The 13,862-nt window shown below is 69.0% G+C and carries 12 protein-coding genes and 1 pseudogene; 7 read left to right on the forward strand and 6 right to left on the reverse strand.

Going from position 1 to position 13,862, the window contains the following annotated elements; translation table 11 throughout:
* Positions 1-28: 28 nt before the first annotated feature.
* Entirely contained in the window at positions 29-703 is a 675-nt protein-coding gene (gene radC / locus JI752_RS14555) for a DNA repair protein RadC (protein ID WP_216965291.1), read from the reverse strand.
* A 208-nt stretch (positions 704-911) separates the two neighbouring features.
* Between radC and coaBC the strand changes: the two are divergent.
* From coaBC to JI752_RS14570, 3 genes and pseudogenes are all read left to right on the forward strand, one after another.
* Positions 912-2,134: pseudogene (gene coaBC / locus JI752_RS14560) on the forward strand (bifunctional phosphopantothenoylcysteine decarboxylase/phosphopantothenate--cysteine ligase CoaBC).
* Positions 2,135-2,218: 84 nt separating this feature from the next.
* Entirely contained in the window at positions 2,219-2,677 is a 459-nt protein-coding gene (dut, locus tag JI752_RS14565; protein ID WP_216965293.1) for a dUTP diphosphatase, read from the forward strand.
* A 14-nt stretch (positions 2,678-2,691) separates the two neighbouring features.
* Positions 2,692-5,010: a phosphomannomutase/phosphoglucomutase gene (locus JI752_RS14570; RefSeq protein ID WP_254200797.1), complete on the forward strand. Its 2,319-nt coding sequence runs from the start codon at positions 2,692-2,694 to the stop codon at positions 5,008-5,010.
* A gap of 69 nt (positions 5,011-5,079) precedes the next feature.
* Here the strand turns inward: JI752_RS14570 and JI752_RS14575 are convergent, their stop codons facing one another.
* The 3 genes from JI752_RS14575 to JI752_RS14585 all read right to left on the reverse strand — a co-directional run bounded on the left by JI752_RS14575 (position 5,080) and on the right by JI752_RS14585 (position 6,986).
* Positions 5,080-5,721 carry a hypothetical protein gene (locus JI752_RS14575; protein WP_216965295.1) on the reverse strand — a complete coding sequence of 214 codons (642 nt, stop codon included), beginning with the start codon at positions 5,719-5,721 and terminating at the stop codon, positions 5,080-5,082.
* 75 nt (positions 5,722-5,796) lie between these two features.
* Positions 5,797-6,468, reverse strand: coding sequence for an orotate phosphoribosyltransferase (gene pyrE / locus JI752_RS14580; protein WP_216965297.1), 672 nt, complete (start codon positions 6,466-6,468; stop codon positions 5,797-5,799).
* Entirely contained in the window at positions 6,465-6,986 is a 522-nt protein-coding gene (locus JI752_RS14585; protein WP_216965299.1) for a GNAT family N-acetyltransferase, read from the reverse strand. The genes pyrE and JI752_RS14585 overlap by 4 nt, the downstream gene beginning before the upstream one ends.
* 77 nt (positions 6,987-7,063) lie before the next feature.
* On the opposite strand from JI752_RS14585, the gene JI752_RS14590 reads away from it, so the two are divergent.
* Genes JI752_RS14590 through JI752_RS14600 form a run of 3 tightly spaced genes read left to right on the forward strand, consistent with a single transcriptional unit; the run spans position 7,064 to position 9,595 of the window.
* Positions 7,064-7,837 (forward strand): exodeoxyribonuclease III, encoded by a 774-nt coding sequence (locus JI752_RS14590; RefSeq protein ID WP_216965301.1) that lies wholly within the window; start codon positions 7,064-7,066, stop codon positions 7,835-7,837.
* Entirely contained in the window at positions 7,827-9,224 is a 1,398-nt protein-coding gene (locus JI752_RS14595; RefSeq protein WP_216965303.1) for an MFS transporter, read from the forward strand. The genes JI752_RS14590 and JI752_RS14595 overlap by 11 nt, the downstream gene beginning before the upstream one ends.
* Positions 9,225-9,259: 35 nt before the next feature.
* On the forward strand, positions 9,260-9,595 hold the full coding sequence (locus JI752_RS14600) for a hypothetical protein (RefSeq protein ID WP_216965305.1): 336 nt from the start codon (positions 9,260-9,262) through the stop codon (positions 9,593-9,595).
* Positions 9,596-9,598: 3 nt separating this feature from the next.
* Here JI752_RS14600 and JI752_RS14605 read toward each other — a convergent pair whose 3' ends face one another.
* Together JI752_RS14605 and JI752_RS14610 are read right to left on the reverse strand one after the other, a co-directional pair.
* A complete protein-coding gene (locus JI752_RS14605) occupies positions 9,599-10,774 on the reverse strand; it encodes an anhydro-N-acetylmuramic acid kinase (protein ID WP_216965307.1) in 1,176 nt (391 codons plus the stop codon).
* Position 10,775: 1 nt separating this feature from the next.
* Complete coding sequence (locus JI752_RS14610) at positions 10,776-12,221, reverse strand: peptidoglycan DD-metalloendopeptidase family protein (RefSeq protein WP_216965309.1); 1,446 nt, start codon at positions 12,219-12,221, stop codon at positions 10,776-10,778.
* Positions 12,222-12,414: 193 nt separating this feature from the next.
* Between JI752_RS14610 and tyrS the strand changes: the two genes are divergently transcribed.
* Positions 12,415-13,641, forward strand: coding sequence for a tyrosine--tRNA ligase (gene tyrS / locus JI752_RS14615; protein ID WP_216965311.1), 1,227 nt, complete (start codon positions 12,415-12,417; stop codon positions 13,639-13,641).
* Positions 13,642-13,862: the final 221 nt, after the last annotated feature.

Raw genomic sequence — 13,862 nt, forward strand, 5'->3', positions numbered from 1 at the left:
ACGCGAGCGGGCGTGCCCGGCCGGCCGTTCACAGCCAGCCCCGCGCCGCCAGCGAGACCGGCGTGCCGTCGCCCACGACGATGTGGTCGAGCAGGCGCACATCCACCAGCGACAGCGCTTCCTTCAGCCGTGCGGTGATGCTGCGGTCGGCGGCGCTGGGTTCGGGGTTGCCGCTGGGGTGGTTGTGGCCGCAGATGGCCGCCGCGGCGTTGAGCGCCAGGGCGCGGCGGGCCACTTCACGCGGGTGCACCTGGGCGCCGTCGATGGTGCCCTGGAACAGCTCCTCGAAGGCGATCGCGCGGTGTCGCGTGTCCAGGAACAGCACGGCGAACACCTCCCGCGGCCGTCCCCGCAGGCGGCGCGCGAAGTACTGCCCGGCGACGAGCGGGTCGGTCAGCAGCGCTCCGCGTTCCAGTGCGGCGCCGACCAGGCGTTGTCCGAGCTCCAGCGCGGCCGCCAGCTGGCAGACCCGGGCCGGGCCCAGGCCGGGCAGGGCCATCAACTGGTCCGGTGGGCGCTCGAGCAGGGTGCGCAGCGGCCCGTGGGATTTCAGCAGGCCCCGCGCCGTGCTCACTGCGTCGCGGCCTCGCAGTCCCGATCCGAGGAAGATGGCCAGCAGCTGCGCATCGGAAAGCGCGCCGGCGCCGTGGGCCAGCAGGCGTTCGCGGGGACGCTCGTCGACGGGCCAGTTTCGGATGTGCATGTACGGGGCGGCCTGATGGAAAGGGAAGGGAAGCGGGCGGCCGGCGCCGTCGTGCACTAGCATCTGCACCTGCGCCGGGAGGACGCCGGAAGCCGGCGACGGCCGTCCGCCGTGCGCAAATTCCAGCAGCTTGTCGCAGCTCGCGCAGGCGGGCGCGGCAGTGCGTTCGGGTAAGCTAAATGCCGATTCAGCGGTAGGTATTTCCCAGATGGTCGAGCCCGGCTCCCTGCGCGGACACAAGATCCTGCTGTGCGTTTGCGGCGGCATCGCCGCGTACAAATCGGCCGAGCTGGTGCGACGGTTGCGCGATGCCGGCGCCGAGGTGACGGTGGCGATGACGCAGAACGCACAGCACTTCGTCGGCACGACCACGTTCCAGGCGCTGTCGGGCAAGCCGGTGCGCACCTCGCTTTGGGACGCTGCCGCCGAGGCCGCGATGGGCCACATCGAACTGGCGCGCTGGGCCGACCGCATCGTCGTCGCACCGGCGACGGCGAACACGCTCGCCAAGCTTGCGCACGGATTCGCGGACGACCTGGTCAGCACGCTGTGCCTGGCGACCACCGCGCCGATCACCGTCGCCCCGGCGATGAACCACCGCATGTGGCTGCATCCGGCCACGCAGGCCAACATCGCCACCTTGCGCGAGCGCGGCGTGGACGTGGTCGGCCCCAACGACGGGCCGCTTGCGGAAGGCGAATCGGGCCCGGGTCGCATGAGCGAGCCAGCGGAGATCCTCGCCGCGGTCGCGAAGGCGTTCGCATGAGCACCGCCGCCGCCCTGCGGGGTCTTCGCATCCTGGTCAGCGCCGGGCCGACGTTCGAGGACATCGACCCGGTGCGTTTCATCGGCAACCGCAGCAGCGGCAAGATGGGGTTCGCCCTTGCGCAGGCGGCCGCGCAGCGCGGCGCGCAGGTCGTGCTGGTGGCCGGCCCGGTGTCGCTGCCCACGCCCGAAGGCGTCAGTCGCATCGACGTGCGATCGGCCGCGCAGATGCACGAGGCCGTGCTGTCGCAGTTGCCGGCCGACGTCTACATCGGCGCGGCGGCGGTGGCGGATTTCGCGCCCGCGCAGGCGGCCTCGAACAAGATCAAGAAGACCGCCGGCCAGGACACGCTGACCCTGACGCTGGTGCGCACGCGCGACATCCTCGCCGACATCGCCGGCCATGCGCAGCGGCCGCGGGTGGTGGTGGGCTTTGCCGCCGAGACCGACCACGTCGAGGCCTACGCGCGCGGAAAGCTGGAGAACAAGCGCCTGGACCTCATCGCCGCCAACCGCGTCGGCGTTGCCGGCAGCGGCTTCGAAAGCGACGACAACACACTGTCGGTCTACGCCGCCGACGGCGCGGCGCACGTGCTGGGGCCGGCCCCCAAGACCGTGCTGGCCGGGGAGCTGCTCGACCTCATCGCCGCGCGCCTGACGGCCTGATCGTGCCGACTTGGCACGACCCTTGCGTCACCCAACACGCACGCGTCGCCGGGGACACTGGCGCGCCTCAACCCGATGGACCGCATGAACCACACGCTCGAACTGAAGATCCTCGACGCCCGCTTCGGCAGTGAATGGCCGCTGCCGACCTATGCCACGCCCGCCAGCGCCGGCCTGGACCTGCGCGCGGCGCTGGAGGAACCGCTGACGTTGCAGCCGGGCGATGCCTCGCTGGTGCCCTCGGGGCTGGCGATCCATCTGGGCGATCCGACGATGTGCGCGGTGATCCTGCCGCGCTCGGGCCTGGGGCATAAGCACGGCATCGTATTGGGCAACGGCACGGGGCTGATCGACGCCGATTACCAGGGGCCGCTGCTCATCAGCGTATGGAACCGCGGTCGCGAGGCTTTTACGATGCAGCCGGGGGACCGCATCGCCCAGCTCGTGATCCTGCCGATCGTTCGGGCGACGCTTGAGGTGGTGGACGAATTCGAAACCAGCGCGCGCGGAACCGGCGGCTTCGGCCACACCGGCGTGCGCTGACAAAGGGGATGTCGATGAAGGGTCTGGAAAAGGGACAACTGTCGGCCTCGGCCGCACAGCTGAAGGTGATGCTGCCGCTGGTCGCCGCGTTGCTCGCGGTGCTGGCGGCGTGGTTCGCATGGACCGGCTTGGGCCTGCACCGCGACGGCACGCGCCGGCTGGCGATCACCGAAGCCCGCAACACCGCGATCGACGCCGCCGTGAAGGCATTGACGGCCGAACAGAAGCAGCTCACCGAGCGCCTGGCGGCGCCGACCCTGCAAGCCGCACTGGCCGCGGGCGATCTGGCCGCGGCCTCGCAGGAGCTCGGCAAGGGCTGGCCGGGCGCGACGGATGCCGCCGTGCTTCCGCTGGACCTGACCGCCGAGTACGCCGCGCTGCCCAAGGGCGGTTACGGCCGGCTGGGGGTGATCGAAGCCGCCGTCGCCGCGGACCGTCCGGTGGCCGGATTGCTGCGCCAGGGCAGCGGCACGCAGCTGGCGCTGGCCGCGCCGGCGCGCACCGCGACGCAGACCGTCGGCGTGGCCTATGTGCGCCTGCCGATCACGCGGGTCAGCGCCGGCCTGGACCAGGCCGACGTCGCCGACGACAGCTACCTGGCCTTGCGCCAGGGCGGCTTCACCGCGATCGAGCGCGGCGATACGTCCCTGTCCGGCGGTGCCGAGGCGCTGGCCGCCAAGGTGCCCGGCAGCGACCTGCGCGTCGCCGCGGCCGTGCCGGACGTGGCCGGTGGCCCGCTGGGCATGGACGCGCTGGGCTGCTTCATTGCCGCGGGCGTGCTGGCACTGCTGGCGTTCCTGACCTGGCGCGCCCCGCATTTCGCGGCTCGCCGGAAGAAGACCGACGAGGTCGACGAGGGTTCGGTGCAGACGCTGGCGGAGAGCCTCGAAGCGCTCCCGCCGGTCCCGGTCGCGGCCCCCGTGGCCGCACCCAAGCCGGCGATGCCGTCGGCGTCCATCGCCATCGACCGCGGCATCTTCCGCGCCTACGACATCCGCGGCGTGGTCGGCCAGTCGCTCGACGCCGGCGTGGCGGAGCTGATCGGTCACTCCATCGGCTCGCTGATGCACGAGAAGGGCATGACCGACATCGTCGTGGGCCGCGACGGCCGCCTGTCCGGTCCTGCGCTGGTGGAAGGTTTGATCACCGGCCTGCGCAAGGCCGGCCGCAACGTCATCGACATCGGCCTGGCGCCGACGCCGGTGGTCTACTTCGGCGCGTACCACCTGCGTGCGGGCTCGTGCGTGTCGGTCACCGGCAGCCACAACCCGCCGGACTACAACGGCTTCAAGGTGGTCGTCGGCGGCGAGACGCTGTCCGGCGACGCCATCACCGACCTGTATTCGCGCATCGCCGACGACCGCCTGCACCTGGGCGACCTGGGCTCGCTGGTCGAGCGCGACATCTCCGAGGACTACGTCCAGCGCATCGCCTCCGACGTGCAGATCGACCGCCCGCTGCGCGTGGTGGTCGACGCCGGCAACGGCGTGGCCGGCGAGATCGGCCCGCGCGTGCTGGCCGCCATCGGTGCCGACGTCACGCCGCTGTATTGCGACATCGACGGCACCTTCCCGAACCACCATCCGGACCCGAGCGAGCCGCACAACCTCACCGACCTGATCCGCATGGTGCAGCGCCTGGAAGCCGACATCGGCATCGCCTTCGACGGCGACGGCGACCGCCTGGGCGTGGTCACGCGCGAGGGCGAGAACATCTTCCCGGATCGCCTGCTGATGCTCTTCGCCGCCGACGTGCTCGAACGCAACCCGGGCGCGGTGATCCTGTTCGACGTGAAGTGCACCGGCCGCCTGCCGGGGCACATCCTGCGCCACGGCGGCAGCCCGCTGATGTGGAAGACGGGCCACTCGCTGATCAAGGCCAAGATGCGCGAGACCGACGCGGAACTGGCCGGCGAGATGAGCGGCCACTTCTTCTTCAAGGAGCGCTGGTACGGCTTCGACGACGGCATCTACGCCGCCGCGCGCCTGCTGGAAATCCTCGCCGCGCAGCCGCGCACGCCGACCGAAACGCTGGCCGCCCTGCCCAACGGCGTGTCGACGCCGGAGATCAAGGTCGACGCGCCCGAAGGCGACCCGCACAGCTTCGTGGACTGGTTCCGCGACGAGGCCAAGTTCGAGGGCGCACGCCTGTCGACCATCGACGGCCTGCGCGTGGACTGGCCGGACGGCTGGGGTCTGGTGCGTGCGTCCAACACCACCCCGGTGCTGGTCATGCGTTTCGATGCGGACTCGCCCGAGGCGCTGGCGCGCATCAAGGCGGACTTCCGCACCCAGTTGCTGGCGCTGCGGCCGGACCTGTCGCTGCCGTTCTGACGGCGGCGGGGCGGAAAACAAAAAGGCCGGCGGTGCGAACCGCCGGCCTTTTGCGTTCGGGGGTGGAACTCAGCCGTTGCCGGGCTTCTTCAGCGCGTGATAGCGCTCCAGCGCCGCGGCGAGTTCCTCGTCGATCACCTCGCGCTCGGCGAGTTGCTGCACCAGCAGCGCCTGCTGGCGCAGCAACTGGTCGTGCTGGATGCGCACGTTGTCCTGCGTCGGCTTGGGCACCGGCTTGCCGGAAAGTTCGTTCTCGCCGGCGCGGCGCAGCAGGCTGACCAGGGTCGAGCGACGACCCTCCACGCCCAGGCGCGAGGCCTTGATCGACTCGTCCATCACCGCCTGGCGTTCGCCGAACGCGCGGCGCAGGTCGGCTTCGGTGGCGTAGGACTCGGCCATCGCCCGGTCGCGGCGGTCCTTGGCTTCGGCGATCGCCGCGGCCTCCTGATTGAGCTTGGCTTGGGCGCTCGCCGCCTCGCGTTCCTCGTCGGTCAGCGCGCGCGCGACCTGGCCCGTCGCCATGCCGCTCTTCGCGTTGAACTCGGTGCGCGCGCTGTCCACCGCATGCGCCGGCAGCGCATCGCCGCACACCTTGGCGCCGTTCTCGTTCCAGCAATACAGCTTCTTGCCCGCACCGCTCTTCTGGGCGAAGGCGATGCCGGTCGTGGCAAGCATCAAGGTGCAAGCGAGCAGCGGCAGAGTGCGGTTCATGAAGTCAGTAAAGTCCGAAAGACTTGTCGGGAATCATCCAGACAGCATGCAAGACTCACGCCATGCGGAACTGCGTCACACTTCTTCGCTGCCGTAGGCGTCGCGATAGGCGAGCAGGCGTGCGCGCTGGGCCGCCAGTTCGGCGTGATCGCTAGCGAACGCAAGCAGATCGGTCAGCGTGGCCACGGCGATGACGGGCAGGCCATGGTCGGCCGCGACCGTTTGTGCCGCAGAGCGTCGTGTTTTGGCCGGGTCGACGGCCTCCTGCCGGTCCAGCGCGATGACGATGCCCGCGACTTCGCCGCCGGCGTCGGCGATCAGGCCGAGCGCTTCGCGGATCGCGGTGCCGGCGGTGATCACGTCGTCCACGATCAGCACGCGCCGACCCTGCAGCGGTGCGCCGATCAGGTTGCCGCCTTCGCCATGCGTCTTGGCTTCCTTGCGGTTGAAGGCCACCGGCAGGTCGCGGCCGCGATTCGCGTACTCGCAGGCCAGCGCGGTCGCCAGCGGAATGCCCTTGTAGGCCGGCCCGAACAGCAGGTCGAAGGCGACGCCGTGCGCGTCCACCGCGTCGGCGTAGCAGGCGGCCAGACCGGCCAGCGCCGCGCCGGAATCGAAGCGCCCGGCGTTGAAGAAGTACGGGCTCTGGCGCCCGGACTTAAGGGTGAACTCGCCGAAGCGCAGGGCGTCGGCGCGCAGCGCCAGGTCGAGGAAACGGGCGCGATGGTCGGGGCGTGGGTCGTTCATGTCGTTGGATGCGGGGGGAGTGAATGCAGCATCACATGCTGCGGGCCGGCGCTGCCGCCGTGGAAGAGTTCGCCGGTGTCGGTGAATCCGGCCTTGAGGTACGACGCGATCGCCGGGGCGTTCGCGCAGTTCACCGTGAGCACCAGCAGCCTGCGATCGGGGTAACGCGTGCGCAGATCCTCGCAGCAGGCGGTCATCGCGCCGGTGCCGTATCCGCGGCCCTGCTGGTGCTGGTCGATGACGAAGGCGCGCAGGCCCACGCTCGGCACGCCGAGCGTGCGGCCGACGACCGCGTTGGGGGCGAAATCCAGTCGGTAGAAGCCCACCACCGTGTCGTCCGCGAACACACCCATCGCCTCGCTCATCGGGTCGCGCAGGGTGTCGCCGAGGTTGAAGGCGGTGTCGCCGATGTAGCGGTACTGGTCCGGCGTCACGCGCAATGCCCGCACGGCGCGCGCGGCGGCACTGTCGGGGTCCACGATGGGTTCCACTCGGACGCGGGCGGTGACGACGGACATGGCGTGCATGATAGCCCTGCGCCCGTGCCCGGCCGTGCGAGAGGCTATGATCGTGCGCATATCGTCGTGGAGTGCGCATGCGCATCGTCAGCTTCAATGCCAATGGCCTGCGCTCGGCGGCCAACAAGGGATTCTTCGACTGGTTCCGCACGCAGGACGCGGATGTCCTGTGCGTTCAGGAAACCAAGGCGCAGGAGCACCAGCTGGCCGGCCCGCAATTCCTGCCCGAGGGTTATCGCGCCTGGTTCAAGGACGCCATCACCAAGAAGGGCTACAGCGGCGTGGCCATCTACAGCCGGCGCGAACCCGATGAGGTGCGCACGAGCATGGGCTGGGCGCCGTTCGACGACGAGGGCCGCTACATCGAGGCCCGCTTCGGAAACCTGAGCGTGGTGTCGTTCTACATCCCGTCCGGTTCTTCGGGCGAGTTGCGCCAGGGCTTCAAGTTCGAAGTGATGGACTGGCTCAAGCCGCACCTGGACGAGTGGCTCGCCAGCGGTCGCGACTACGTGCTGTGCGGCGACTGGAACATCGTGCGCTCGCGCCTGGACATCAAGAACTGGACGAGCAACCAGAAGAACTCCGGCTGCCTTCCGCCGGAGCGCGACTGGCTCAACGGCCTGTGCATCGACTCCACCGGCTGGGTCGACGCGTACCGCGCGCTGCATGCGGAAGGGCAGGATTACACGTGGTGGAGCAACCGCGGCGCCGCGCGCGCCAACAACGTCGGTTGGCGCATCGACTACCAGCTGGTCACGCCGGGACTGGCGTCGAAGTTGAAGGCCTGCTCGATCCTGCGCGAACCGCGCTTCTCCGACCACGCACCTTTCAGCGTCGACTATGACCTCTGAAACCGCGCCGGCCGCCGAGCCGAAGCTGAAGGGCTGGCGTCTGGTCGCCGCCAATCTGAGTGAGCGCAAGGTGCTGGTGATGCTGTTGCTGGGCTTCAGCTCCGGCATCCCGATCTACCTGGTGGGCAACACGCTCGGCTTCTGGATGCGCGAGAACGCGATCGAGCTGTCGACGATCGGTTTCCTGTCGTGGGTGGGCCTGGCGTATTCGCTGAAGTTCCTGTGGGCGCCGTTGATCGACAAGGCCGACGCGCCCGTGCTGGGACGGCTGCTCGGTCGCCGGCGCGGCTGGATGCTGTTGTCGCAGATCGTGGTGGCCATCGCGCTGGTCGGCATGGCGCTGGTGCAGCCGCTGCACGGCGAGCTGATGCTCGCCGGTGTCGCGCTCGACCAGCTGCTCGTGTTCGGCGCACTCGCGCTGGTGGTGGCCTTCGCCTCGGCGACGCAGGACATCGTCATCGACGCCTGGCGCATCGAGATCGCTTCCGGCAACGAACAGCTGGGCCTGCTCACGTCGAGTTCCGCGCTGGGTTACCGCGGCGCCCTGCTGGTCACCGATTCGCTGATCCTGATCTTCGCTGCGCACATCGGCTGGTCGATGTCCTACGAGTTGATGGCGCTGCTGATGGGCGTGGGCGTGGTCGCCACGTTCATGGCGCGCGAGCCGGCGGCGGCGGTGCGCGCCGTCACGCTGCCGCATGCGCCGTTGCTGTCGGCGCAGGGCATGTACGACGCGATCGTCGCGCCGTTCATCGTGTTCTTCCGCGACCATGGCCGCTGGGCGCTGGTGATGCTGCTGGCGATCAGCCTCTACCGCCTGCCGGATTTCGTGCTGGGCCCGATGGCCAATCCGTTCTACGCGGACCTGGGCATCGACAAGGCGACGGTGGGCGCGGTGCGCGGTACGTTCGGGCTGGGGGCGACGATCCTGGGAATCGCCGCCGCAGGCCTGTGCGCGGTGCGCTTCGGTGCCTTCGCCACCCTCATGGCCGGCGCCGTGCTGGGGCCGGGCTCGAACCTGGCGTTCTCATACCTGGCCCTGCACGGGGCCGACGCCGGGGTCTTCACGGCGGTGATGGCCATCGACAACTTCTGCAGCGGCTTCGCCGGCGTGGCGCTGATCGCCTACATGTCCAGCCTGGTCAATCTCGGCCACACGGCCACCCAGTACGCGCTGCTCAGTTCGTTCTACGCCCTGCCGGGCAAGGTGCTGAAGGGCCTGTCGGGCTGGACCATCGAACAACTGGAAGTGGGCCGCAGTTTGCTGGAGGCCTATTCGCTATTCTTCGCAGGTACGGCCCTGATCGGCATTCCCGCCCTGCTGTTGTGCCTGATCCTGACCGCACGCCGTCCCGGCGCCGGCCTCAACGCGCCCGCGGTGCAATGACCCGGTAACCCCGTGCCGGGGAGGGGAAACACGTTATGACCGACATCATCCTGCACGACATCGACCCGCTGCTGCTGGACCGCATCAAGCGCGTGGCGGCCACGCGCAGCTGGCCGCTGCAGGAAGCGCTGATGCACCTGCTCGAACACGGGCTGTTCGCCTGCGAGGCCGAACTGGCCGCGCGCTTCACCGACACCGACGCGATGGCGCTGCAGGCGGCGATCGCCGCGCTGGAAGGGGTTCCCAGCGATCCCGGTTTCTCGAAGATCGGGCGCATGGAGCGTCCGCACGACGTCAACGTCGCGCCGCTGGAACAGGCCGGCCTGACCGACGTCGACCGCGACCTGATGGCGTACGCGCAGAAATCCTGAGGATCACGCCGCCGGGTGGATCGCGCCGAGCACGCGCGGGCCGATCGCACCGGTGACGCTGGGCAGGTTGCCCGGGCGCCCCGACAGGGTTTGACGCGCCAGCCAGGCGAAACCCATGGCCTCGACGAAATCCGGATCCACGCCGTGACGGGCGGTCGATTCGACGATCACGCCTGGCAGCTGCGCGCCGATACGCTCGAGCAGGCGCGGATTGTGCACGCCGCCGCCGCAGGCCAGCACGCGTCGCGTACCGGGCTGGTGCGCGCGCAGGGCGTCGGCGATCGTGATGGCACTCAACTCCAGCAACGTCGCCTGCACGTCGGCCGGCGTCTCGTCGCCCTCCAGGCGGCGTTCGACCCAGGCCAGATGGAAGTGCTCGCGGCCGGTGCTCTTGGGCGGCGGCAGCATGAACCAGGGTTCGTCGAGCAGGCGCACCAGCAGCTCGGCATCGACCTGCCCCTGCGCCGCGAACGCTCCGCCCGCGTCGTAAGCCGCGCCGGTGTGGCGCAGGCACCAGGCGTCCAGTAGGCAGTTCGCCGGGCCCGTGTCGAACCCGCGCACCGTGCCCTGCGCCGGCAACAGCGTGAAATTGGCGATCCCGCCCAGGTTCAATGCAGCCCGATCCTCGGCCGCGCTGTGCAGCAGGTCGGCGTGCAGCGCCGGCAATAGCGGCGCGCCATGGCCACCGGCGGCGACATCGCGACGGCGGAAGTCGGAGACGGTGGCGATGCCGGTACGCTCGGCGATCAGCCCGCCGTCGCCCATCTGCCAGGTGAAGGGATGGCGGCCGTCGAAGCGCGCGCCGTCCGGACGATGCCGCACCGTCTGGCCGTGCGAACCGATCGCGCGGACGTCCGTGGCCGGCACGCCGGCGACTTCGAGCAGGCGGGTTGCGGCGGCGGCGAAGGCTTCGGCGATCTGCACGTCCAGCGTGCCCAGCTCGTCCAGCGATTGCGCGTCCGAGCCCTGGCCCAGTGCGACGAGGCGTTCGCGCAGCGACGTCTCCCAGGCGAAGGTGCGCCCGAGCAGGAGTTCGCAGCCGGCAGCTGCGCTGGCGGAGTTGGAAGACTGGAAGCGCACCAGCGCGGCATCGATGCCGTCGGCGCTGGTGCCGGAGATCAGGCCGACGAAGAGCCCGTCGAGCGGGCCGCCGGTCGGCCCGGCCGCGAGTGCGGGCATGTCAGGCCTTGGTCTTGGCCGGCTTCTTCGCCTTGGCGACGGCCACCGGCGTGGCGGCGTCACCGGCGTCGGCGTAGATGATGTTCTCGACCTTCTGGATCCGTGCCAGCGCGACCGAGGTCTGCGCGCGGAACTGCGCCAGCGCGGCACCCGACAGCGGCTCCGGCGGCGGCATCGTGATCGACAGCGGGTTGCGGTGCACGCCGTTGACGCGGAATTCGTAATGCAGGTGCGGGCCGGTCGACATGCCGGTGCTACCGACGTAGCCGATCACCGTGCCCTGCGCGATGCGCTGGCCCGGACGGATCTTGCCGATGCGCGACATGTGGCCGTACAGCGTGCTGTAGCCGCGGCCGTGGTCGAGGACGACGGCATTGCCGTAGCCGCCCTGCCAGCCGGCCGAGACGACGCGCGCGTCGCCCGCGGCCATGATTGGCGTGCCGGTGCGTGCGGCGTAGTCCACGCCCTTGTGCATGCGCGTGCGGCCCAGGACCGGGTGCTTGCGCGTGCCGAAGTTCGAGGTCAGGCGCGCATACGGAATCGGCATGCGGATGAAGCTCTTCTTCAGCGGACGGCCGTCGCCGGTGAAGTATTCGGACTTGCCGTCGCGCTCGAAGCGGAAACCGGTGTGCAGCTTGCCGCCGGTGGTGAAGGTCGCCGCCAGCACCGGGCCGGTGCGCAGCAGCTCGCCCTCGCGCCAGGTCTGCTCGACCACCACGCTAAAGCGGTCGTCGGCGCCGACGTCTTCGTTGAAGTCGATGTCGTACTTGAAGATCTCGTCGGTCAGCGTGTTGATGTTGCTGCCCGTCAGGCCCAGCTTGCGCGCCGAACGGAACAACGACTTGCCGACCTTGCCGCTGATCACGACGGTGCGGCTTTCGGTGGGCCGGACGACGACCTTCTCGGTGACCTTGTCGCCGGTGAGCGAAAGCTCGACGCGGTGGCTGTCGTCGCGGTCGTAGCGGAAGGTGCGCAGTTCGCCGCTGACGGGAAGATCGAAGGCGAGTTCGCTGCCCGGCTTCAGGCGGGTGAGGACGGCTTTGTCGCCCGGAACCGCTTCGAGCAGGCGGTGCATGGTCGAGGCCGGCAGGTCCAGATCGTTGAACACGGCGCCCAGCGTCTGGCCGCGCTCCACGCGTACGACCTGCCAGCTGTCGCCGTTATGGCCCTTCAAGCGCGCCAGCGGCAGCGGCGGCAGCGAAAGCGCCAGTGAGCTGCGCTGCGCATGCAGCGGCTGTACGTTGGAAGTGGGGCCGAAACCCGGCACGATCGCCGCGACGAGTACGCCGAGCGTCGCAAACAGGCTCGCATGCGCCCAATGGCGGCGCGTCCAGCGACCATTGAATCCGCCGGAAACCTGCGTGGCGGGCACCGAACGGTGCAGAGCGGCTTCACGAAGCGCCTTGAGGCGTTGGCGCCGGTCTGTACCGTTCTCGGATGCAGTCATGTTGGAGTCCCGCGCGCAGGTGTGAAGGCTATGTGGCGGCGTTACCATAGAGCTGCGAGCAGTGTGCGTCAAACCCTTGAACTGAATAGGGTTTTTGTTCGGGCCCTTGGCCCGGTATGTTTAACCGTCCTTTAACCCAATTCCATGATCGTGATCGCAACTCGCGTTCACCATTCACGTAGCGAGTCCCACTTTGTCCCCCCAGACCCCCGCCCCCGACCAAGACGCCCTCGACCTGATCTCCCGTGGCGCAGACGAGATCCTCAAGCGTGAGGAGCTCGAGGCCCGGTTGAAGCTCGGCCGGCCCCTGCGCATCAAGGCCGGCTTCGACCCGACCGCCCCCGACCTGCATCTGGGCCACACGGTCCTGCTCAACAAGATGCGGCAGTTCCAGGACCTGGGGCACCAGGTGATCTTCCTGATCGGCGACTTCACCGGAATGATCGGCGACCCGACCGGCAAGAACGTCACCCGCAAGCCGCTCACGCGCGAGGACGTGCTCGCCAACGCGGAGACCTACGCCGAGCAGGTTTTCAAGGTGCTGGACAAAGAGCGCACCGAAGTGCGCTTCAACTCCGAGTGGTTCGGCCAGATGGGCGCGGCCGACATGATCAAGCTCGCCGCGCAGCACACCGTGGCGCGCATGCTGGAGCGCGACGATTTCGCCAAGCGCTACGCCGCGCAGCAGTCGATCGCGATCCACGAATTCCTGTATCCGCTGGTGCAGGGCTACGACTCGGTCGCGCTGAAGGCGGACGTCGAACTCGGCGGTACGGACCAGAAGTTCAACCTGTTGATGGGGCGCGGCCTGCAGGAGCATTACGGCCAGCCGCCGCAGATCGTGCTGACCATGCCGCTGCTGGAGGGCCTGGACGGCGTCAACAAGATGTCCAAGTCGCTGGGCAACTACATCGGCATCAACGAACCGGCGATCGACATCGTCACCAAGACGATGAAGATCGACGACGTGCTGATGTGGCGCTGGATCGACCTGCTGAGCTTCGAGATCGGAATCGCGCAGGCGGCGCAGTTCAAGCGCGATATCGAGGCCGGACAGCTCAATCCGCGCGATCTGAAGATGCGCCTGGCGCGCGAACTGGCGGCGCGTTTCCACGGCGAATCCGCGGCGGAACAGGCGGTGGCCGGCTGGAATGCCGCCGTTCGCGGCGAGGGAGATACGGCGTCGCTGCCGATCACCGATGTCGCGGTGCCGGCTGAGGGCCTGCGTATTTCGGCACTGCTGACGGCGGCGGGCCTCACCCCCAGCAACTCCGAAGCGAACCGCAAGCTCAAGGAGCGCGCGGTGCGCATAGATGGCGAAGTGATCGAAGACGCGCAGCGTGTATTCGCCGTTGGCTTTGAAGGTGTATTGGCGGTCGGCAAGCGCACGTTCGCGCGCGTCCGCCTCGTGTCCGCTTGAGCTGTTTCTTCTTGCCAAACGCATCACGGCGCATGGCGTGATGCGTTATTCACCAAGCGCGCAAAAAAATTCGCTGCAACCCCTTCCAAATCCCGATGTGCATGTGCACAATGCGCGCCCCGCCAAGGTGAACTTCACTGAAGCGGGGCGCGGTTGAAGCGGTGGTTTCGAAGGGCGGTTGACGAACTTCGAAGGTGCTGTAAGATGCGCGGCCCGGTCGC

The sequence above is a fragment of the Lysobacter sp. MMG2 genome, from assembly GCF_016735495.2.
In the GTDB taxonomy this organism is placed as follows: Bacteria; Pseudomonadota; Gammaproteobacteria; order Xanthomonadales; family Xanthomonadaceae; genus Lysobacter_J.